Below are 19689 nucleotides of genomic sequence, written 5' to 3'. Positions count from 1 at the left end.
CCCCCACCGCCGCCGCCACCTCCACCGCCGCCGGTGGCCGTCACAGTCAATGTCCAGGGCCCGGAAAGTTTTTCGCCACAGTCATTCTTTGCGTTAATGCTCCAGGAATAGCTGCCCGCCGCTAAATCGACAACGCACGTAGTTGAAGTTATGCCGTTGCAGTCAGGAAAAGGGATGAACACACCCCCAGCGGTGCTCCCGACCGAATATGTAAGATTTGTCCCACTCGGAGGAGTCCACGTTAGGGTAATCGTACCCGCTGGGACGCTTGCACCGTTGGCCGGAGTCACCGAGGTAATCGTTCCCGGGGGCACGCAGTTTGTTACCTGAAATTCCGCAGTCCGGGTAATGGTAACCGAATCCTGCCCGGACGTTGAGCTAGCGGTGGCCGTGAGGGTGAGCGTATAAGAACCAGCGCCGAGCCCCGTAAGGGTAACGGAGGCAACCCCCGCCTGCGCAGAGCCCTGAATTGGCTGTTGGTTGGTACCGTCAGACAACGTCCACGTGAAAGAGGGTGTGTAGCCCGAAGCCACAACAAAGCCGGCTTTCGCTGTAATGGGTTGTGACGAAAGGAACGGTGGCGTGGTGTTCGTTCCCTGAACCAGCGTGAGCTCGCTCACGGAGAATGGTTGTGAGTCAATTTGGAACTGGTAGCAGGAATCGTAACCCGCTCCCGGTGGGAGGGTGCTGTCCAGACAGGCGGGATCGTCCGTTTGGTCGGGTGTATCGTGAGCATAGTGCACTCGGACAGAGACGGTGAAGCTCCCGCGCTGAGCTAGGGGTAGATCGAAGGTCAAACCTGCACCGCTGGCGGAAGTGGTGTCCGGTTTTACGACCTGCCAGTCCGCACCGCTAGGATGCCCGGAAGAGTATGGATTATCTGCGCTAAGGGTAAGCGTGTCGCCCGTTAGAAAGTTGCACGATTGTGTGCAAGAAACGCCGTTTACCTTTGTCACCTCAGCTTTGGCTTTCGGGTTATCGCACACTTGAAGTTGCTTTGTGCGAGGCGGTGTTTCAGTGGCGGTGTCATAGACCGTTCCCGAACTGTCCTCCACCGTAAGGTCAAACTGATAAGTTCCAGCAAGATTGCTTGGGAGCGGATAGCTACAGACGTTATTTTGCCACGTGCAAGCGTAAAGGCTACGGGCCTGGTCACCGGGCTTCTTCACGAAGAGTTGAGGATTTTGCCAGGGACCCGTAGAGGTATTCGTTACAGGCACTAAGTCGCCGGGGAAGACAGCCCCACCCGCACCCAAGGTGCAACTGGAACTAGGGACTGAGAGATTTGGGGACGGGACACTTTGCAAGCAGGCGCTGGACACCGACACAACATCCCCAAAGGCGAAAAGCGAGCGACTGACAAAAGGCTGGCCAGCCACGTTAAATACTGCCACGGCTGTGGCCGACGGCTGGAAAAAACCACACGTCGTGGGGACGTAGGTGAAGGGCTCTAGTGCCTCGAGAAGGGTTGGGGGATTTGAGGGATTGCCCACCACCATATAGCCGAAGTAGCGCTCAAGGCCAACCACAAGCAATGGGCCGCGCGCTGCTATTTGAACTGGTGGCCGGTTGCTGAAGGAAAGCGTGCTGTGCCAGCGGTACTCCCAGAGATAGGATAGCTGCGGGGCTCCCGCCAGGTCCCACCCGTACACGAGCTCGGTTGTGTTGTCAGCGACGTAAAGCTTTGCTCCCTCCTGGTCAAGGCCCCAGGGCCCTTTAAAAAGCTTTGGGTGGGTTGAGCTCCGCCACCGGGCCTTCGGGACTGGCAGCTGGGGGTTACTGACGTCAATAAGGGCAGCGTTGGAATTTGTTTTGACGATCAACCAAGGCAAACCCCCGGCCTCAAAATAGAAATAAGTTGGGTTGCCCTCGCTAATGAGTGGGAAGTCGTCAAATCCCGCGGGATCGCCCGCTCGCCCAATAGGAATTCGGGCGCCGGAAAGGGAGCTAGCTTTAACACTTGCCGGGTCTACCTCGGGCGAGCTTAGAATGTAAATGTAAATGGAGTTGTCACCAGCAGTCAGTTGTTGTGGATTGAGCTTTTGACCAACTAAATACACGTTGCCATTTTGGGAAAAGAGAAGAGTATTGGTGTAGGTGTATTCGGCGAGGGCCTCAACCGGATTATAGCCTCGCTGGGTGTAGGTGCGTGTTTGCAGGTCAAAGAAATCCCAGCCCGCAGTGAAAAGCGACACAACCGCGTAGCGGAAGGAGTCCAACACCGCAACATGCTGAACGTGGGGAATAAGGTTCGAGTGGGTCCCCTCGCCACTGACATTCCAAGGCAACGGTATAGCGGCAGGGGTCAATAGCTGAGGGCTCATCGGATTGTCGAGCTTAAAAACTTCCAAATGGTTGTAGTGCGCGTTGATACCGAGGAGAGAGCCACCATAGGAGACGGTGGTGAGGAACCGTGAACCATGGGCGTAGTAAGCCGTTTCGCCGGTACTAGCACACACGCTTTCCAGTGTATAAGGGCCACCATAGCAACCCTGCGCGAACACGGGGGGTACGCTAAGCCAAGGGGTTAGTACTAGAAGGATAAAGGCGAATATTCCTCGACGAGGCATGGTGTTCCCTCCCGCCTTTCATTATGATGAGTCGTCTCTCTCGCGTCAATGCACGAGGGTGAGGAGCGTCACAAAAAGAAGGGCGGGCCGAGGCCCGCCCTAAGGCAAGAGCTAAAGAGTGCGCTAACGGATCAAGACACCGTCAGCCGGGGCTCCAGAATACGTGTTGAGGTCAGGCAGAATGTCGCCACTGAAGCAGTGGTAATTGCCGAGAACCGCCGCATCCAGACCCGCCGAATAAGAGCCAAAGGTGTATTTGACGCCAACCCAAGCTTGGTATTCTTGCGACCACGTGTTTCCAACCTTACGAATAGATGGGTCGAAGACCAGGAGCGCCCAACCAGCCGGGGCCGGCAAGCCACTCCAGTTGGCCTGGTTAAAGGGAACCTTCTGGGTTTCCAAAGGCAAATTGTTGGGCTCAGTGCTCTCAAAGCCCGAAGGTCCGCCGGTCCGGCTCTTGCTGTTCTCATTCTCGTCGAAAGCGTAATAAACGTAACCACGGTCTGCGACATAGAAGTACTCGCCGGCGTCAACTACACCGTTACCGTTCAGGTCAATCCACTGCCGGTCGTGGTAGTTCTTCCACACGATCACGTCGGTCGAGAAGCCAGCCTCTGGGATATTGAAGTAGCGGAACGCAAAGGCTGTAGCGAGAGGCTCGCGATAGTCAAGTCTGCCACCGCCCAAACGGCTCTGGTAGAACGTGCGACCCGTCCAATCCACGTCGGCTTCGAGGTGCACAGCTGGAATAGCTTCGGAGTAGTTAGCAGCAGAATTAAGGTAGAGGAGATCCCCAATCAAAACGTTGTCAAACTCGGCATCAGTGGTCCAGTAGTTGTTGTCAGTCGGGAATCGCAGGCTGCACTGGGCAACGGTGTCAACGGTTACATAGAAGAACACCGGCCTGTTGGTAATGGTTTGCCAGTAGGGAGAGCTCGCCGGGTCGCTCACACCACACCAGTTCCACTGCGGGTAGTTCCTGATAGCGCTTTGCAGGTTACCGGTGATTGTCGGTCCCAGCGAGCTCAGGTCACCGTACGGGAAGTTGCAGCCAGTGAGGTTTGCGGTGTCATAGTCATCAGGAGTCAGACCGCCGGGATTCACGCAGTTTGACGAGGGGCCCCAAGAAGGTGCAGTAGGACCAGTGTCAACCCCAGGAATGCCGTTAAAGTTCGAACTTCCTACCCTGGTATCGAAAAACCCGACCGGCGACGTCCCGGTGTCGAAGTAATCGAACCGCCCAGCCAGCAGGTCGCGGAAGTTGATTGACCACACATCGTAACCCGAAAGCACCTCATCGAAGTCCACCACCGCTGCCGACCGCGCGGTCCAAACCGTGACGTGAATGAGCTGAGCGGTCTCGGAAACGTTGGTGATCGTCAAGATGGTGGTGTAACCGTTGGGGTCCGGAACGCCAGCAGACGTCAAGTCCACAACGGCGTACGGAACCAAAATGGTTGCGGCAGGGACGTAGTCACGCGCACAGAAGTTCGCGTAAGCGACCCCGCCGGCAAGAGCCAAAAAAGAGCAAATAGTGCCAGTACTTTTTTCATTCCTACTCCTCCTTTCGTCTAACTAGCGAGATGAAACCTCTTTTCCTCAACCTTGGCCCGACAACACTCGCCACTACTCAACGCACCACCTCCTTCGCCGCAATCTAGGGCCGGTTTCCCGCCCCTATGCTTCTGAGTCATTAAGCTAAGCCATCCCTCCCCCGTTGTCAAGTCCCCCCTTGGTTCCCTAGCGGCTAGGTTTACCATCTTAGAACATCTTAGAAAATCGCAACCGTGAAAGAGGCAACAGATTCGCCTAATACGTGCAAGTCGAGCGGCTTAAGGCTAAAGCCCCCTCCCTGCCAGAAACTCGAGGACGGGCACCCCTCATGCGCCGTTAACCGAGCGAGAACAGAGCCGCCGGTTTGAGCGTTTCTTATCTCTCCGGGCGTAGGTCTGGACAGCTACCTACTCTTCCTTCCCTTAGCCCCAGGACCCAATCTGGACCCACCGCTGCTGCGCGCTCCCGGAACCAACCACTCTATTCACTACCAATCCGCTTTGCTGAAGAGCGCCACGCCGCTAGGTTCGGTCATACGTCGGAAACCCCTTGCGCAGGTTGCGGACGCTCTGTCTTACTTTGGCTATCCTGAATAAGCTTCCCCGCGATTACGTTGTCTTCCGATGCACCTTGAACACAAAAACTCCGCCGCCCTCTTGTTTCTGCTCTTTCGGCGCGCCCATCAGGATGAGTTCAGACCTCTTATCACCGTCGAGATCGGCAATTCGCACGTCGAAAAGATCCGTGTTCGTAAAAACAAGTTCGGGGGATCTCTCTTCCAGCCATTGCCCGTCCGCACCCTGAAGAAGGACCAGGACCTTTCCGGATGGGAAGATAATCACAAGGTCATTGCGACCATCGCCGTCGAGATCACCCAACGCCACCCCCTTGGGGTTCTCAAAATAAGCTGTGGTCTTCCAGATTAGTTCGCCTCTGCCAGGGATTGCAAAACGACCCTGGCGATCATGGAAATGATAGAGAGCACACGCCTGCGCAGGCTCTCCCTGCTTCATCGGGTGAAACTGTTCGAAACAGTAGACCACATCACGAGCTTTCGCATCGTCCACTTTCCCCGCAGCGACACTAAAAACGAACGCGTCAAACGGGAGCGCCTTCGAGGCGAGAGGTTCCCAGCTTTTTGCGCCCCCAAGATTTTTGAGTATAAGCCTCGCCTCCCCGGCTTTCCTCGATGTCAAAAGCAGCTCCGGGTATCCATCACCATCTAGGTCATGGGCGGTTAGCCAGTCGCTGTGGCCTGAATCCGGAAGCCCTTCGTTGCCGCCTAACTTCCAATCTGTTGGGAGATTAAGGACAACGTTGACCAACCCACTTCGCACAAGCTGTCCCTTACCAATATCAACATCCAGCTCGGCCTGCGTTGCCGCGTCCAGCCGGCCATCTTTGTTGAAATCCGCAACCACGACTGCCCGCGCTGTGACCGCACCATTTCCCCTCGGCAAACGCACGGCGCGCTCGAAATTGCCCCTTCCGTCGCCATACATCACAACAGTATCTCCAAAATGAACGGCAAGTACCAGGTCGCGATGCCCATCACCGTCGAAATCAGCGGCCCGAATCGATCCATAGTCAAGCTTGACATCCCGCGGCCACACACAGAAGCCCCAAGGAATCCACTCTCCAAAAACAGCCCCCTGAAGCATGATAACCGGCTTGCCGTTTCCACCACGGGGGGGTGGCAACACCAGGTCAAGCTTTCCGTCCCCATTCATATCGGCCACGTCGAAACTCATCTGCCATCTGCCACTACTCGGCAGCCCCTTCGAAAGGCTTTCGAATTGCACACGATCGGTGAAAACTAAATTGGTGTCTGGCTGGTCAGCGACTAGAAACACTGTACGCAGGTACTCTTCCAGTGCCTGCCTTTCCGCCTCTCTATACAAGGAATCCAACCATGCCTCATGTCCTGGCGACTCAGGATCCTCGATTGGCAGATTCCGAACAAGATAAAAAGCGTCATCTTCGCCAACAAGCTCGTACACCCCCTTTACCGGACCTACCAGCCTAACCCTACCTTCCCGGGTCACGTGCGCGAACTGCTTGGGAATGCGTATGATCTTGTAGTACTCGCGGGCCCAGTCGTCATAGCTCTGGCCCTGCGAAGTAGGCGGATTTGCCTTCTGCACAGCAGGACTTTGGTTCTCCTCCCCACCAAATGACACCCCTAGACATCCAACTGCGATAGTGACCACTGCACACAACCCAGCGAGCGCCAAAAAACCTTTTTGCCTCAGAAGCCGAGCATTTGCCATCATCCTTTTCTCCTTGGGCCCGGTTCCTAACACCAGGCCTCCACGGTTCAATGATGCACACCGCATGCCAACCTTGCCCACCCCCCTAGAACCTACCCGACCCTTCGAATTCGGCGGGATGAAACGGGCCACCGGTGAAATCTCGGGCAACCATTTGCCCGCCACAGGCAGGGCCCCCATGAGAAGGACTACCCGGGCAACTATAAAGAATTTGCAAAAGCCGCTGCCAGGAGCTAGATTAACAATGTGAATGAGGGTCGCCTTGCCACGGCACCGGGTAGGCTAATCCGCCAACATCGGCTTGAGCGCCAGCTCACCCAGGCTCAGCTTGCGCGTCAAATTGGCATCTCCCAATCCGATCTGTCGCGTATTGAAAAGGGTGAGTATCGCGTCCCCTTGGACCTACTCTTTCGCATCCTTCAGGTCCTCGAGCTCACGCTGGGGGAATTTTTTGGTGAGCTAAATCACAGCCCCTTGACACCAGAGGAGCAAAAGCTGCTAAACTCGTTTCGAGCGTTATCCGCTGACGGTCAGCGGGAGGTATTGGATTTTGTGGACTTCCTAAAAGAGCGGGAGGGGCGTTAATGGCAGCCACCGAACGATACCTTCGACTTACCGCGTTGGGACAAAAGACATTTACTCGTGGGCACTTGGAGCTTGCCCTCCGGCTATTCTCGGCCGCCGAAGAGGAGGCCCGCAAGTCTGGGGACCGGGAGCTCGCCGATCGTGCCTTTTGCAACCGCTGCGTGGTGCTTTTGGAGCTCGATCGCCTCGATTCCTCCGTGGGCGAGCTCAAGCACGTGCTCATGCGCTCCCGGGATCCCTTCACCTCCTGGATGGCCGCGTATTACACCGCGCAGGTGTACGAAGCCGAGGGCAATTTGGAGCGAGCCCTCGCTTACGCCCGCCGTGCCCGGGAGCTCTCCGAGGTTTGCGGCGATGAGCGCACCAGGTTCCACTCGGCAAACCAGCATGGCGTGTTGGCCTTACGAAAATCTCAGTTTCCCGAGGCTGCCGAATCGTTTTCAATCGCACTACAATTGGCACCACACGTAGGCGTGGACCGCTTAGCTGTAGCGATCGCCCGGGATAACCTCGGCTACTGCCTCATGTGCATGGGGCAAAGCGAAGAGGGCTTGGCGCTTTGTCAGGACGCCGCCGCCAATTTGGAAGCTCTGGGATCCCGCCAATACCTGGGTGAGGTGTACCAGGACCTCTGCTATGGCTACTTGCAATTGGGGGAGCTGGAGAACGCCAAACTTTTGGGTGAGAGGGCCTTGGCCTTGGCCCGGGAGTTCGGCTACGAAGACATTGAGCGCAACGTTTTGATGCTTCTGGCCGACGCCGCCCTAGACGCCGGTCAAGAGGATTTGGGGGACTTTTATTTGCGGCAGCTCGCCCGTTTCTACCCGGATTTTCGTGGCATGCAGCAGTTCCTGCGGGCCTTCAACGTCCGGGAAGTGATTAACTTGAAAGCGTGAGGTAGCCATGAAACGCATCCTTTTGGCGCTTGGTTTGGTCCTGTCCGGGGCTTCTTGGGCAAGCGATCCTGTCACCCTTGATAGAAATGGCGTCCTCTGGCGCCTCACCGCCACCGAGACGGGAACCGTGTTAGTGGGAAGTAAGGACGGGGTAGAGGTCGCACGCTCAATCGTTCCTTTCCCGCTCGGCCTTGATGGTCAAAGTGATTCGCATCTTCAGCTACTCGCTGACGAACTTACCGGGAAGGTAGTAGTTGCTTGGCAGCGCAATTGGTCACAAGATTACTCCGATTTGGTCCTGGCTGTCTGGAACAGCGGCAATTGGGAACGGGTTACCTACATTACGCGCGACGCCTCCGCGCACCCGCGCAACCCTGTCCTGAAGTTGGCACGTGCGACCTCGACGTATCCCAACCCCCAAAACCCGAGCAAAACTTTGACGGTAACGGAGAGTTTTGCGCTGCTTCTGTGGTGGCAGGGCACTGGCGACGGCGAAGGGGCAGCTTTGGCGGTCCTCAGGCTCACCGCGGATCCAAATGATGCAGAAGCCCTTTCGATTTACCCACTGGACACCGAACTGGGAGTTGGCTTGGCTTGCAACCAGCCCATCCCACCTGAGGTTGTAGCCTACCCGTCGTTCGGCGTGGAACCGGTCGGGCCCACCAGCCACATCCTAGTCGCAAGCCCGTCTTCTTGCCTCTTGTTTATTTTCCAGATGCGTTTCGAGCTCTCCCCACCACCGGAGACCAATGAGGATCAGGGCGGCCTCGGCGCCGTGGCAATGCGCCGGCGTCACACCCCGATCTTCGGCGTGCGCAAGGTGCTGCCGGTCACGCGGGAGCTGTCCGCCGAAGGAACCCGGGCGGTCCTGGGTGCCGATTTGCAGCCGGTGCTTTACCGGGTGGTGCCTGAGGGCGTGGAGTACACCGTGGCCAGCGACCAAGGTTGGTCGCCGAAGCGGCTTTTGAAACTCAGCGAAGGCGTAACTCTGGATCAGGCCATTGCCCTGGTGGAGAACCTGGCTCGCTAGGACAGCGTGAGACTTGCCTTTGGAACTTCAACAACTGGGGTTGTAGGCGATTCCTTAGTAGTTTTTCCTAGCGATCACCCAAAACCCCGAAATCCCGAGGCTTTCCCAGTCCACGCCTTTAACCTTTCGCAAGGCCCGAGCGATTTCTCTGGGAACCCCCGTTTCCTGCGGGTAAATCACGACGTCGTCCCAACCCCCGAGGTGTAAGAGGGTTTCGAGGCTTTTCCTGGTGAAGAAACGCAGGTGGGTAAAGCAAAGAAGCCCGATGGGGAGGTAGTCCCACCTGCCTTGTAGCAAATCCCAAACTACCGACCAGTGACCCACGTTTGGTGTGGAGAGAATCAAAACCCCACCAGGTCGGAGCCAACCTTTCGCCCGTTCCAAAAAGAGAAAGGGGTCCCGCAAGTGCTCGAAGAGCTCGAGAGCCAGTACTACATCAAAGGTTCCCTCGATCGGCACCCGTTCCACGTCGCCCACAACGACTTTCCACAAGCGCTTGCGCGCCTCCTCGGCAACTACCGGATTCAGCTCAACTCCCGTAACGCGACACCCGAGACGCGACTGCAAATACTCCCCCGTAAGACCCTTCGCACAGCCTATCTCCAAGATTTCCCGCGCTCCAGTCGGGATGAAGGGCACCACGTCCGACCGGGTTTCCCCGTAGTAGTCAATAAACTCGTGCACAAGGCCCACCCGTACGGTCGCCACCCGCGTCCCATCAACGCCTTCCTTCCAGTCTTTGCCCTTCCAAAGGGTGAGGGGACCCAACGCCTCTCTTGCTCTCTCTTCCTTAGTCGGTCGCCGAAGCCACCGGCTCTCTTCCTCTTCGAAACCCCTCAGCGTGTAAACGGGGGGCTGAGCGTTCACTTCGGCCAAGGTAAAGGGTGTCACACAGACCGCGCCCCCGCGAATTGCCGCGACCATTGCCTCAATTGTTCGTCGCAACACCAACACCCGCTCCGAGGACACCTCAAGCACCAGGTCTTCGTCGGAAACCCCGTTGCCAGCGAGGTGCCGGGCAAAAACAACATCGTCAGCCACCGCCGCGATCTCCCGGTGCCGCAAACGGAAAAGGTAGTCAAACTCAGCGTCTTGGGGTGGCTCAAAAGGCTCCACTACGAAAACTCGGGTCAACGATCACATCCTCCTTGCCAATCGTAGATCTAGCCTTGCGATCAAACGAGGTCCCTGGGAGCGCTTTGGCGACGACCAAAGAAAACCATTCCGCCCACAAAGAGTACCAGCGCAAAGGCCAAAGACACGGCCATTGCCCTCACGTTCGCCTCCCCGCCCAGGGCCAGCCTGAACACCTCTGTTACTCCCCACAGCGGGTTGGCTAAAAACACAACCTGCCACTGAGCAGGGACCACACGCACGGGGTAAAGGATGGGTGTCGCGTAGAGAAAAAAGCTCATGACCGTACTCGTCACCGGTACAACGTCCGGCAGGTAACTGCCGGCAATGGAAAGGAAGAGACTGCCACCCACCAAAAAAAGCAAAACCACCAGCAAACCCGCCAAGAGAAACGCTAAACCCGGTACGCCAAGTTCCCTTCGCACTAGACCCGCCACTACGAAAAGCGCCATCATGACCCCATGCCGTGCCAAAACGGCTAGCAGCTCAGAAAGCAGCAGCACGCTCAAAGGCACCGGAACGTGCTTGACCAGGCCGGCGTGGGCCCGGAAGACCCCGGCTGCCCGCACCCAGCCCTCCTGGAGCAGCAAAAACGGGATGAGCCCGGCCAAAAGCCAGAGAGCAAACGAGCCTCCAGCAGGAGCCAGGCCCCGCAGGCCCAGAAAGATGCCAAAAACCACTAAGAAAAGCGCAAACTGTAGAAGCGGCTCAAGGATCGCCCAGGCCAAACCCAGCACCGAGCCGGCGTAGCGAGCCTTTACCGCCCGCCCCGCCAGGGTGAGCACCAACCGCCGGTGCAGCCAAATTTCCCGAAAAAAACCCACCGCCACCTCCCCGCTAACGCGCCTATGCTAACCGCTTTTACCCTCCGAGCCCGGACCCTGAGCCCAACCTCCTCCTGCCCGCTGTTGCCTCACTCCAACCGCAACGGCAGGCCGGCTCTGGGGTTCTCGCTATAAAGATCGGCAACCCGTTGGGCCAGCTCGCGACCAGCAGGGGAAACCACTTTGGGCACCACCACCTGAACGGTGTAGTAGTGGTCGCCGAAAACGCCGGTGCGAACGTTGCGAACACCCTTACCCCTCAGCCGAAAGCGCTGGCCTGAGGAGGTGCCGGGCGGGATGCGGGTACGCACCGGCCCGTGAATGGTGCCAATTTCAATTTCCGCCCCCAGGTAAGCCTCAGTGAAAGTCACGGGAACCGTGGTGTAGATGTCGTCCCCCTTGCGCTCGAAAAAAGGATGGGGGGCCACCTTCACCACCACGCTCACCTCGCGACCGTCAGGGGTGCGGGTGCGTACGCGGTCACCATCGCCAATGCCCGGGGGGATGCGCACCCGCACGCGGTCGGTGTGCACCAGCATGCCGCTCCCCCGACAACGGAAGCACAACGCGCCCACGGAAAACCCGCTGCCACCGCACTGCGGGCAGGCCACCTCCCGCCGCACCGGCACCACTACCGCCGCTCCCTTCACCGCCTGCTCAAAGGAAAGCTCCACCGCCGCTTCCACCGGCTCCGGCGCCGGCCGCGCTTGCGCCCTGACCCGGCCGAAAAGGTCGGAGAAAAGGTCCCCGAGGTCCTGGAAGCCACCGAAGGACACGCGGAAACCCCCAAATGGGCTGCCAGCGCCGGCCCGGGCCCGGGCTTCGGCGGCAGCCCGCGCCGCCATTTCCGCCTCATCCACGGTGCCGAACTTGTCGTACTGCGCCCTATTGGCGGGGTCGGAGAGCACCTGGTAGGCCTCCTGGATTTCCTTAAATTTTTGCTCGGCCTCCGGGTTGCCCGGGTTCACGTCGGGATGGTACTTCCGGGCCAACTTGCGGTAGGCCTTCTTGATTTCCTCTTGCGTTGCGTCTCGACTGACGCCCAACACCGCGTAAAGGTCCTTCATACGCGCCTCTTCCCTGGCCGTGCGGCCCGTTACAAAATATGAGCGATTTTTTATCAAACTTCAACCCCCGCATAAGCGACCGCTACTTGAGGTGCTTGTCCAGCCATCGCTAACTGGCCCCGGGGAGGGCTGCACGATTCGCAAACCGAGGACACCCGCAAGCCATGATCGGCGCTGGTCTGAAAATACCGTGGGACCTGCGCTGCGTCGCGGGTCTTTTTCCTGCTAGCCGGCGCAGGAGCGCCGGCCCCACATTTCTTGCGGCGGGACCCCACTTTTACCCGGCGGCCCCACGGCGCAAGAAACGAGAACCGAGAATTCGGCGCCCGTGTCACGGTAGAATGGCGGCGTGCACCTGGGGTTTGTTCCCGTGCTTTTTGTTTCCGGACGCCGGCAAACGGCGGGGCTTTTGGCGCTCATCCTGCTGCTGTGGCTTCACTCCTTCTGGTGGGCGGCGCTGGTGCCGGTCCCGCAGCCGGCCTTGCTGGTGGCGCCCCAATCCGCCTGGGTGCAGGTCCCTGGGCACATCCTCGCGCTTTTACTGCTTTTAGCCTTTTTCGGGGTTTTCTCGCCGCGGCCTGGATCGCCCCAGGATTTGGCGCTTCGCGCCCAGCGGCGGGGGGATTTCCTGGCGGCGGGGGAGTTTTACCTGCAAGCCGGCAAGACCCGCAAAGCCTTACGTAGCTTCGTGAAGGCCAGGGCCTGGAACCGGGCTGGGGACGTGGCCCGCAACCTCGGCAAGCTCGCCAAAGCCGCCAGCTTCTACGAACGGCAGGGTGGCAGTGCCCTGGCTGCGGCCGCCCAGCTTTACCAGCGGGCCGGAAACCAAACCAAGGCCCAAGCTCTCTGGCTGCGCCTGGGTCAAGAGCTGGTTCAGCGGGGCCAGCCCGAGGAAGCCATTGAGCCTTTTTTCCGTGCCGGTGACCTGAAGCGGGCCACCACCGCCACGCAACTGGCCCTGGAGCAACGCAAGCTGCGCCCGGAGGTGGCGGAAGCAGCACTGGAGGCCTGCCGTCGCGCACAGCAGCTCGGCCTCGCTGCGGAGGTGGCCAGCTTCCTAGGACGCCACCAGGAAGCCGGGGAGCTTTGGCTGGCCGCCGGGCAACCGGCGGCTGCCGCGGCGGCTTTCGAGAAGGCCCAGGACCTCACCCGCGCGGCCGAGGCCTGGCGTCTAGCGGGGGAGGAAGAAAAGGCCGCCCGGCTCAAGGCCAAAAGCCTCACCTCCGGAGGCCTTTTGGAGCAAGCGGTGGAGGAGCTGGCGGCAGCTGGCCTGCAGCAGGAAGCCGCTCAGCTCCTGGTGCGCTTGGGCCGCTACCGCGAGGCCTTCGAGCGCCTGGTGTTAGCCGGCCTCCGCCGGCAAGCCGCCGAGCTTTCCGTACAGCACCTGGACCCCGCCGAAGGCGCGCGGATTTACGAGGAACTGGAGGACTGGGAAGCGGCAGGGCAAGCCTGGGAAAAGGCCGGGGAGCTGCGCCACGCCGCCCGTTGTTTCGAACGGGCCGGTGAGCTGCAACGGGCTCTCGATGTTTACGCCCAGCTGGGATTGGTGGGCGAGCAGGCGCGCATCCTGGCGCTTTTGGGTCACATTGAGGAAGCCTTCCTGGTGCTGCACCGCGCCCGCGATTTCCAGGGGGCCTGGGATTTGCTTTCCCGCTACGGTGGGGTCTACCCCTCGCTGGCGGAGCAGCTTCTGGACGTGGCCGCGTACCTGGAAGCTCGGGGGCTTAAGGAGGAAGCGGTTTCGGCGCTGCAGCGGGCCACCGCCGGCGTACCCGTTTCCTCCGAAATTCTGCCGGTGCTCTACAAGCAAGCGGAGCTTCTGGAAGCCATGGGCGATTTACGGGGCGCCGAGGAGGTTTGGCAACGGGTGGTGGGCTTTCAGTACGGCTTTCGGGATGCCGCGGCGAGGCTGCAAAAGGTGCGGCAAGCGCGCTCCGAACGCGATCGCGTGCGGGCTGCATCCAGCACGGCCCCGCCCACACCGCCCCCGCAAGACCCCTCCTTGCGGTACGTCCTGGAACAGGAACTGGGCCGGGGCGGGATGGGCATCGTTTACCGCGCCCGGGATGTGCGGTTGGGCCGCACGGTGGCCATCAAGATCCTGCACCCTCGCCAGCACACCCCCGATGCCCTCCGCCGCTTTGAACGGGAAGCCCGGGCTGCTGCTGCACTTTCCCACCCCGGGATCGTGCACATTTACGACTTCGGGCAGGGCTTTGGTTCTTCCTTCCTGGTCATGGAATACGTGCCGGGACCCACACTGCATCAGCTCATCAAGGACGAACCGGCGTTTATCCGCGCCAACCTCCTGGCGTTGATGCTGCAGGCCGCCGAAGCCGTTGGCTACGCCCACAGCCACCACGTGATCCACCGCGACTTAAAGCCCGCCAATTTCATCCTCGCCGAACGCAAACAGCTCAAAATCCTGGACTTTGGCATTGCCCGCCGGCTCGATGAGCTGGACCTGGGGCAATCCGGGGTCACCGGAACGCCCTACTACATGGCCCCCGAGCAAATCCTCAACGAGCAGCCCGATGAGCGCTCGGACGTGTACTCCCTGGGGGTGACGTTTTTCCAAATGGCCACCGGCACCCTGCCGTTCCCCTCGGGCAACGTCATTAAAGCCCACCTGGAGCAGCCGCCCCCCGACCCGCAAGCGCTGAACCCCTCTCTGGAGCTGGCGCTTGCCCACCTCATCCTGCGCTGCCTGGAGAAAGACCCGGCCAAGCGCCCCAAGGACGGCAACGCCCTGGCGGCGGCGTTGCGCGTGCTCGCGGAGGAGCGGAAGCGGTGAAGGTGGCGCTTATCGGCACCCACGGGGTGGGCAAGACCACGCTTTGCTACGAGCTGGCCGCCCGCCTCAAGCGGCGGGACGTGGACGTGGAGCTGGTGCGGGAGGTGGCCCGCCACTGCCCCCTGCCCATCAACCGGGAAACCAACGAGCAAGCGCAGTCCTGGATCCTTCACACGCAAATGGCCTGGGAGCTGGAGGCGCAAGCCCATCACTTCCTGGTGCTCTGCGACCGCTCAGTGCTGGACAACTACTGCTACCTCCTCTACGCCGAAGGACCCCAGCCCCACTGGGAACCGCTGCTTTCCCGCTGGCTTGCCACCTACGACCTGCTGGTGAAGGTGCCCCTGTGGACCAGGCCGCACTGGGACGGGGTGCGGGATACCGACGAGGCCTTCCAGCGGGCCATTGACGAGCTTTTGGACCGGGAAATTGCCCGCCGGGGTTTGTCCGTGCTGCGCCTGGAGAAAGACCAGCGCGCCCGCTGGGGCGACGTGGTCATGGAAGCGCTGGAGCCCATGGTGGCCCCCATCCCACCGCTCTTCCCGGAAGAGGAAAAGCTCCCCTAAGCCATGGAGCTCCTCCTGGGACTGGGCGGCAACCTCGGCGACGTCAGTGCCACCTTTCGCTGGGTAGCCCAACAAATCCAGTGGGAAGCGCGGATTTTGGCTGCCTCCAGCCTCTACCGCACCGCTCCGGTGGGACCGCCCCAGCCGCCGTTTCTCAACGCTGCGTTACTCCTGGAGCTAAACGAAGATCCGTTGCGCTTCCTCAAGCGCTGCCAGGCCTGGGAGCGGCAAGCGGGGCGCGTGAGGGAAGCCGAAACTCGCTGGGGCCCACGTCCGCTGGACCTCGACCTGCTGATGGCCCCCGGGGTGGTTATGGTGGGCCCCGAGCTTACCTTGCCCCACCCCCGCCTGGCGGAAAGGCGCTTTGCCCTGCTGCCGGTAGCGGAAATCGCCCCCCATTGGCTTCACCCCCGCCTGCGCCAGAGCCTTGGCGAGCTGGCGTTGGCTCTCCTGGCAGAGGGCCAAGCCTGTGAGCGCATTGGTGCCTTTCCCCTGGATTTTCCTTAGGCGCCTTCGAGCCGCACCCGCACGTCCACTGCCACCACACCCCCGGGAAACGCCAAAAGCGGGTTGATGTCGCACTCGGCAAGCTCGGGAACACCAGAGGCCAGAGCCGAAAGGCGAACGATGGCTTCCACCAGGGCCTTTCGGTCCACCGGAGGCTGCCCCCGGAAGGAACCCAAAAGGCCTTTGCCCTTGAGTTCCTCCAGCATGGCCTCGGCATCTTGAGAGGAGCAGGGCGCAACGCGCAAGGCCACGTCCTGCCAGACCTCCACGGCGATCCCGCCCAAACCGCAAAGGACCAGCGGCCCTAAAGCCGGATCGCGGCTCACCCCCAGGATGAGCTCCCTTCCCCCAGGCAGGAAGCGCTGGAGAAGGAAGCCTTCGGGAGAAAGCCCCTGGCCCGCCAGGCGCTGGCTCATGCGCTGAGCTTCTGCTTGCAGCAGTTCCTGGTTCTGGATGTTGAGGGCCACTGCGGAAAGCTCGGTCTTGTGCACAATGGCCTGCCCAAAGGCCTTGAGCACCAGGGGAAAGCCCACCTTTTCCGCGGTTTCGGGAAGCTCCTGCAGGGTGCGCACCGTGGCCCAGGGAGCCACGGGGATGCCCGCTTCCGCGATGAGGGTTAGCGCCTCGTGGGGGGGCAAAAACCCTGACCTCTGGGGCAGGGAAGCCGGGCGGAAGGGAGCTGCCGGTGCCGCCGAGGCCAAAGCTGCCGCCTTAAGCGCTCGTCTTTGCGCCGAAAGCGCTTCCACCGCTTCTTCGGGAAATCGATACACCGGCGGGAGGTTGGGAACCTCTAAGGCGCGGGCGTAAAACTCCGGAGAGGTCATGAACACCGGCAGGAAAGGCCTTTCCGCCTTCGCTTGCGCCAGAGCCCGGGCCACCTCCAGAGGTGGGGCCAAAGGCGGTGTCACCGTGATGGTGACCACCGCATCCACACCAGGATCGGCACTGACCACCTCCAGCGCCTTTTGGAAGTCTTCAGGCCGAGCGGAGGGCAGCATATCCACCGGGTTACCCACCGCCGCTTCCGCCGGCAAGAAGCCCCGCAGCGCTTCTTGCGTGCCTGGCGAAAGGGGGGCTAGCTCCAACCCCCGGGCGGCCAGGGCGTCGCAGGCGGCAATGGCGGGGCCACCGGCGTTGGAAACTACCGCCACCCGCCCACCCCTGGGGGCCGGGACCCGCTCGCAGGTGCGCGCCCAATCCAGAAGCTGGCGAAGGCTTTCCGCCCGCACGCAGCCGGCTTGCTTGAGGAGGGCGTCCACAGCGCGGTCCTGGGCGGCCAAAGCCCCGGTGTGGGAGCTGGCGGCCTTTTGCCCCGCCGGGGTTCTCCCCGCCTTCAGCACCAGCACTGGCTTTTCCGCCGAAAGCTTCCGGGCCACCGCCAAAAACCTTTCGGGCTCCTCGATGGCCTCCAGGTAAAGCATGACCGCCCGGGTGCGGGGATCCCGGGCAAAAACCTCCAGGGCATCGGCGGTGGTGACCACCGCCGAGTTGCCCAGGGAAACGAAAAGCGAAATCCCCAGGCCCACCTCCAGGGCTTGCTCAAACATGGCCACGCCCAGCGCTCCGGAATGGGAAGCAAAGGCCACCCCGCCGGAGCGGGGGGGCACCGGGGAAAAGGTGGCGTCCAGCCGCACCTGGGGGTCGGTGTTCACCAGCCCCATGCAGTTGGGCCCCAGCATCACCGCCCCCGCTTCCCGCACCCTTGCCACAATGGCGCGTTCGAGCCTGGCCCCTTCCTCCCCCCCTTCGCGAAAGCCGGCGGTGATGAGCACCAGGGCCTTCACGCCCTTGGCCAGGCTTTCTTCCACCGCCGGAAGCGCCGCATCCCGGGGCACCATGATGATGCTCACATCGGGGACTCCAGGAAGCGCGCTCATGCTGGGAAAACACGGCAAACCGGCAATTTCCTGGGCCTTGGGGTTGATGGGAAAGATCTTGCCGCCGTAGCCCGCGCGCTTGAGGTTGGCCAGAAGCCGGCCGGAAAGCGAGTCCGCCCGCGAGGAAACCCCCACCAACGCCACGCTGCGCGGGGAAAAGAGCAAGGAAAGCTCAGCTCGCACCCGTCACCTCCCCGGGGATGCTAGCAAACCCCAAGGCACCTTGTGAAGGATTGCACACAAAGGTTTAGGCCGGCAGCCAAACCCACACGTGGTCTTCGCTGGCCCGGGCGGTCACCGGCAAGAAACCCGCCGGATCGCCATCCAGCTGGTACGGGATTCGCCCTTCTCCGGTCAAGCTCACCTCTGCCGCTGCAAAGCGCACCACGCCCTTTTGCTGCAGGTGCCGGCCGAAGGGGATGCCAAAGAAAAAGGGGATAGCGGAAAGCCGGCCCCGGCGGGTTTGTACCACGGCTTCCAAACCGGGCCGGAAGGGGTCGGCGCCCGGGGTAGCGGGAAATGGCCCCCCGTAAAACCGGCTGTTGCCCACGATGCACCAACCGGCCGAAAGCGTGGTGCCGTTACCCCGCACTTCAAAGGCCGGGAGCTGAGCGCGGAAGAACTCAGCCACCGCTTGCAGGGTAATGCCCACCTTGCCGGCGTAGCGCTTGAGCACCCACGGCAGGTTGTAAAGGATGAGCGAGTCCGGGCCCGCCGAAAGCATGAGCAAGAACACCTGCCCACGGTCGGTGCGCCCCAGGTGCAGCTTCCTGGGCGAGCCGGCAAGCTGCTGCCGCAGAGCCTCCAGGGGCTTGCGCGAAAGGCCCAGCTCGTAAATCAAAACCGATGTTGTACCGCCAGGAAGCGGCAACATGGCGGTTTCCCCGTTGCAAAGACCGCGGGCCGCCTCGTTGTAGGTGCCGTCCCCGCCCCAAACCGCCACCGCCGGCAGGCCTTGCTTGCGCGCATCCGCGGCCAGCTCCTCGGCGTGCCCCGGGGCCCTGGTGGGCCAAAGCTCGAGGGCAAAACCAAAAGCCTCCGCCACCTGGGAAAGCGCTTTCTGGGGAACCCTGCTCCTCCCCCCCCGCGCGGCCGGGTTGTAGATCAGCGGCAGAGGCGTCATGGCTGCTCCTCACCGAAAAGCGATCCCGGACCCTGAAGCGGGTAGCCCAAATGCCGCCGGGCCAAATCGGTGGCCACGCGACCGCGTGGGGTGCGTTGCAGAAAGCCGGCCTGCAGCAGGTAAGGCTCGTAAATGTCCTCCAGCGTGCCCTGGTCTTCCCCCAGGGTGGCGGCAAGGCTGCGCAGGCCCACCGGCCCACCCCGGTACTGCTCGATGATGGCCGAAAGCAACCGCCGGTCCAGCTCGTCCAAGCCGAAGGCGTCCACCTCCAGCCGTTCCAAACCAAACCTCGCTGCCTCCAGGGTAATCCGCTCCAAGCCCTGGGCCTGGGCAAAGTCCCGCACCCGCCGCAGCAAGCGGTTGGCGATCCTTGGGGTCCCCCGGCTTCTCCTGGCGATTTCCTCGGCGGCATCCTCATCCACGGCAATGCCCAGAATCCCCGCGGAGCGCCGCACGATCCTGGCCAGAGCGGGTGGCTGGTAAAAGTCCAGGCGGTGCACGATGCCGAAGCGGTCCCGCAGCGGCGGCGGTAAAAGCCCCGGGCGGGTGGTGGCGCCCACCAAGGTGAAACGCGGCAGCTGCAGGCGCATGGTGCGGGCGCCTGGACCGGAGCCCACCACCAGATCCAGGCAAAAGTCCTCCAGGGCAGGGTAAAGCACCTCCGCCACCTGCGCCGGGATGCGGTGGATTTCGTCCACAAACAGCACCGAGCCGGGTTGCAGGTTGGTGAGGATGGCCGCCAGGTCCCCGGCTCGCTCCAGCACCGGCCCGCTGGTGACCTGGATGGGCACCCCCAGCTCGTGGGCCACGATATGGGCCAGGGTGGTCTTGCCCAAACCGGGGGGACCAAAGAGCAACACGTGGTCCAGGCTTTCCCCCCGGGCCAGGGCCG

General features: G+C 61.3%; 14 protein-coding genes and 1 pseudogene. 6 read left to right on the top strand and 9 right to left on the bottom strand.

Features of this window, described 5'->3' with window-relative positions; translation table 11 throughout:
- The 3 genes and pseudogenes from EG19_RS13390 to EG19_RS05645 form a co-directional block, all read right to left on the bottom strand.
- Positions 1-2459 (bottom strand): annotated as a pseudogene (locus tag EG19_RS13390) (hypothetical protein); the annotation flags it as partial.
- Positions 2460-2693: 234 nt separating this feature from the next.
- Positions 2694-3953: a hypothetical protein gene (locus EG19_RS05650; RefSeq protein WP_152543938.1), complete on the bottom strand. Its 1260-nt coding sequence runs from the start codon at positions 3951-3953 to the stop codon at positions 2694-2696.
- A 779-nt stretch (positions 3954-4732) separates the two neighbouring features.
- The gene (locus EG19_RS05645; protein ID WP_161685425.1) at positions 4733-6397 is read right to left on the bottom strand and encodes an FG-GAP repeat domain-containing protein; all 1665 of its coding nucleotides are present in this window, start codon (positions 6395-6397) and stop codon (positions 4733-4735) included.
- Between the two features lie 243 nt (positions 6398-6640).
- Here EG19_RS05645 and EG19_RS05640 point away from each other — a divergent pair, with 243 nt between their 5' ends.
- The 3 genes from EG19_RS05640 to EG19_RS05630 are packed head-to-tail and all read left to right on the top strand — an operon-like array spanning position 6641 to position 8905.
- Positions 6641-6979, top strand: coding sequence for a helix-turn-helix domain-containing protein (locus tag EG19_RS05640; RefSeq protein ID WP_053334959.1), 339 nt, complete (start codon positions 6641-6643; stop codon positions 6977-6979).
- Positions 6979-7875, top strand: coding sequence for a tetratricopeptide repeat protein (locus EG19_RS05635; protein WP_038048491.1), 897 nt, complete (start codon positions 6979-6981; stop codon positions 7873-7875). The genes EG19_RS05640 and EG19_RS05635 overlap by 1 nt, the downstream gene beginning before the upstream one ends.
- A gap of 7 nt (positions 7876-7882) precedes the next feature.
- Complete coding sequence (locus EG19_RS05630; protein ID WP_038048489.1) at positions 7883-8905, top strand: hypothetical protein; 1023 nt, start codon at positions 7883-7885, stop codon at positions 8903-8905.
- Between the two features lie 54 nt (positions 8906-8959).
- Here the strand turns inward: EG19_RS05630 and EG19_RS12525 are convergent, their stop codons facing one another.
- The 3 genes from EG19_RS12525 to EG19_RS05615 form a co-directional block, all read right to left on the bottom strand.
- The gene (locus EG19_RS12525; protein WP_152543937.1) at positions 8960-10039 is read right to left on the bottom strand and encodes a class I SAM-dependent methyltransferase; all 1080 of its coding nucleotides are present in this window, start codon (positions 10037-10039) and stop codon (positions 8960-8962) included.
- Positions 10040-10080: 41 nt separating this feature from the next.
- Complete coding sequence (locus EG19_RS12520) at positions 10081-10863, bottom strand: ABC transporter permease (RefSeq protein WP_053334957.1); 783 nt, start codon at positions 10861-10863, stop codon at positions 10081-10083.
- 89 nt (positions 10864-10952) lie between these two features.
- The gene (locus EG19_RS05615; protein WP_038048487.1) at positions 10953-11930 is read right to left on the bottom strand and encodes a DnaJ C-terminal domain-containing protein; all 978 of its coding nucleotides are present in this window, start codon (positions 11928-11930) and stop codon (positions 10953-10955) included.
- A 349-nt stretch (positions 11931-12279) separates the two neighbouring features.
- Here EG19_RS05615 and EG19_RS12515 point away from each other — a divergent pair, with 349 nt between their 5' ends.
- The 3 genes from EG19_RS12515 to folK are packed head-to-tail and all read left to right on the top strand — an operon-like array spanning position 12280 to position 15797.
- Positions 12280-14724, top strand: a complete 2445-nt coding sequence (locus EG19_RS12515; protein WP_053334956.1) for a serine/threonine-protein kinase — start codon at positions 12280-12282, stop codon at positions 14722-14724.
- The gene (locus tag EG19_RS05605) at positions 14721-15290 is read left to right on the top strand and encodes an ATP/GTP-binding protein (protein ID WP_053334955.1); all 570 of its coding nucleotides are present in this window, start codon (positions 14721-14723) and stop codon (positions 15288-15290) included. Before EG19_RS12515 ends, EG19_RS05605 begins: the two co-directional genes overlap by 4 nt.
- 3 nt (positions 15291-15293) lie before the next feature.
- Positions 15294-15797, top strand: coding sequence for a 2-amino-4-hydroxy-6-hydroxymethyldihydropteridine diphosphokinase (folK, locus tag EG19_RS05600; protein WP_038048485.1), 504 nt, complete (start codon positions 15294-15296; stop codon positions 15795-15797).
- On the opposite strand, the gene EG19_RS05595 is transcribed toward folK, so the two are convergent.
- The 3 genes from EG19_RS05595 to ruvB form a co-directional block, all read right to left on the bottom strand.
- Entirely contained in the window at positions 15794-17857 is a 2064-nt protein-coding gene (locus EG19_RS05595; RefSeq protein WP_053334954.1) for an acetate--CoA ligase family protein, read from the bottom strand. The two genes, folK and EG19_RS05595, sit on opposite strands and share 4 nt — an antisense overlap.
- 64 nt (positions 17858-17921) lie before the next feature.
- On the bottom strand, positions 17922-18797 hold the full coding sequence (locus EG19_RS05590) for a diacylglycerol/lipid kinase family protein (RefSeq protein WP_038048482.1): 876 nt from the start codon (positions 18795-18797) through the stop codon (positions 17922-17924).
- Positions 18794-19689: Holliday junction branch migration DNA helicase RuvB (gene ruvB / locus EG19_RS05585; RefSeq protein WP_038048479.1), on the bottom strand; the 896-nt coding region annotated here is incomplete at its 5' end. The genes EG19_RS05590 and ruvB, both read right to left, overlap by 4 nt.

The organism is Thermoanaerobaculum aquaticum (assembly GCF_000687145.1).
Taxonomy (GTDB): domain Bacteria; phylum Acidobacteriota; class Thermoanaerobaculia; order Thermoanaerobaculales; family Thermoanaerobaculaceae; genus Thermoanaerobaculum; species Thermoanaerobaculum aquaticum.
Note: the sequence above shows the minus strand (reverse complement) of the source record. Positions and strands in the feature narration are given on the sequence as shown.

Coding starts and splice junctions, on each gene's coding strand:
- EG19_RS05645 (WP_161685425.1), bottom strand. CDS start 6,397: ATGATGGCAAATGCTCGGCTTCTGAGGCAAAAAGGTTTTTTGGCGCTC.
- EG19_RS05635 (WP_038048491.1), top strand. CDS start 6,979: ATGGCAGCCACCGAACGATACCTTCGACTTACCGCGTTGGGACAAAAG.
- EG19_RS05630 (WP_038048489.1), top strand. CDS start 7,883: ATGAAACGCATCCTTTTGGCGCTTGGTTTGGTCCTGTCCGGGGCTTCT.
- EG19_RS05615 (WP_038048487.1), bottom strand. CDS start 11,930: ATGAAGGACCTTTACGCGGTGTTGGGCGTCAGTCGAGACGCAACGCAA.
- folK (WP_038048485.1), top strand. CDS start 15,294: ATGGAGCTCCTCCTGGGACTGGGCGGCAACCTCGGCGACGTCAGTGCC.
- EG19_RS05590 (WP_038048482.1), bottom strand. CDS start 18,797: ATGACGCCTCTGCCGCTGATCTACAACCCGGCCGCGCGGGGGGGGAGG.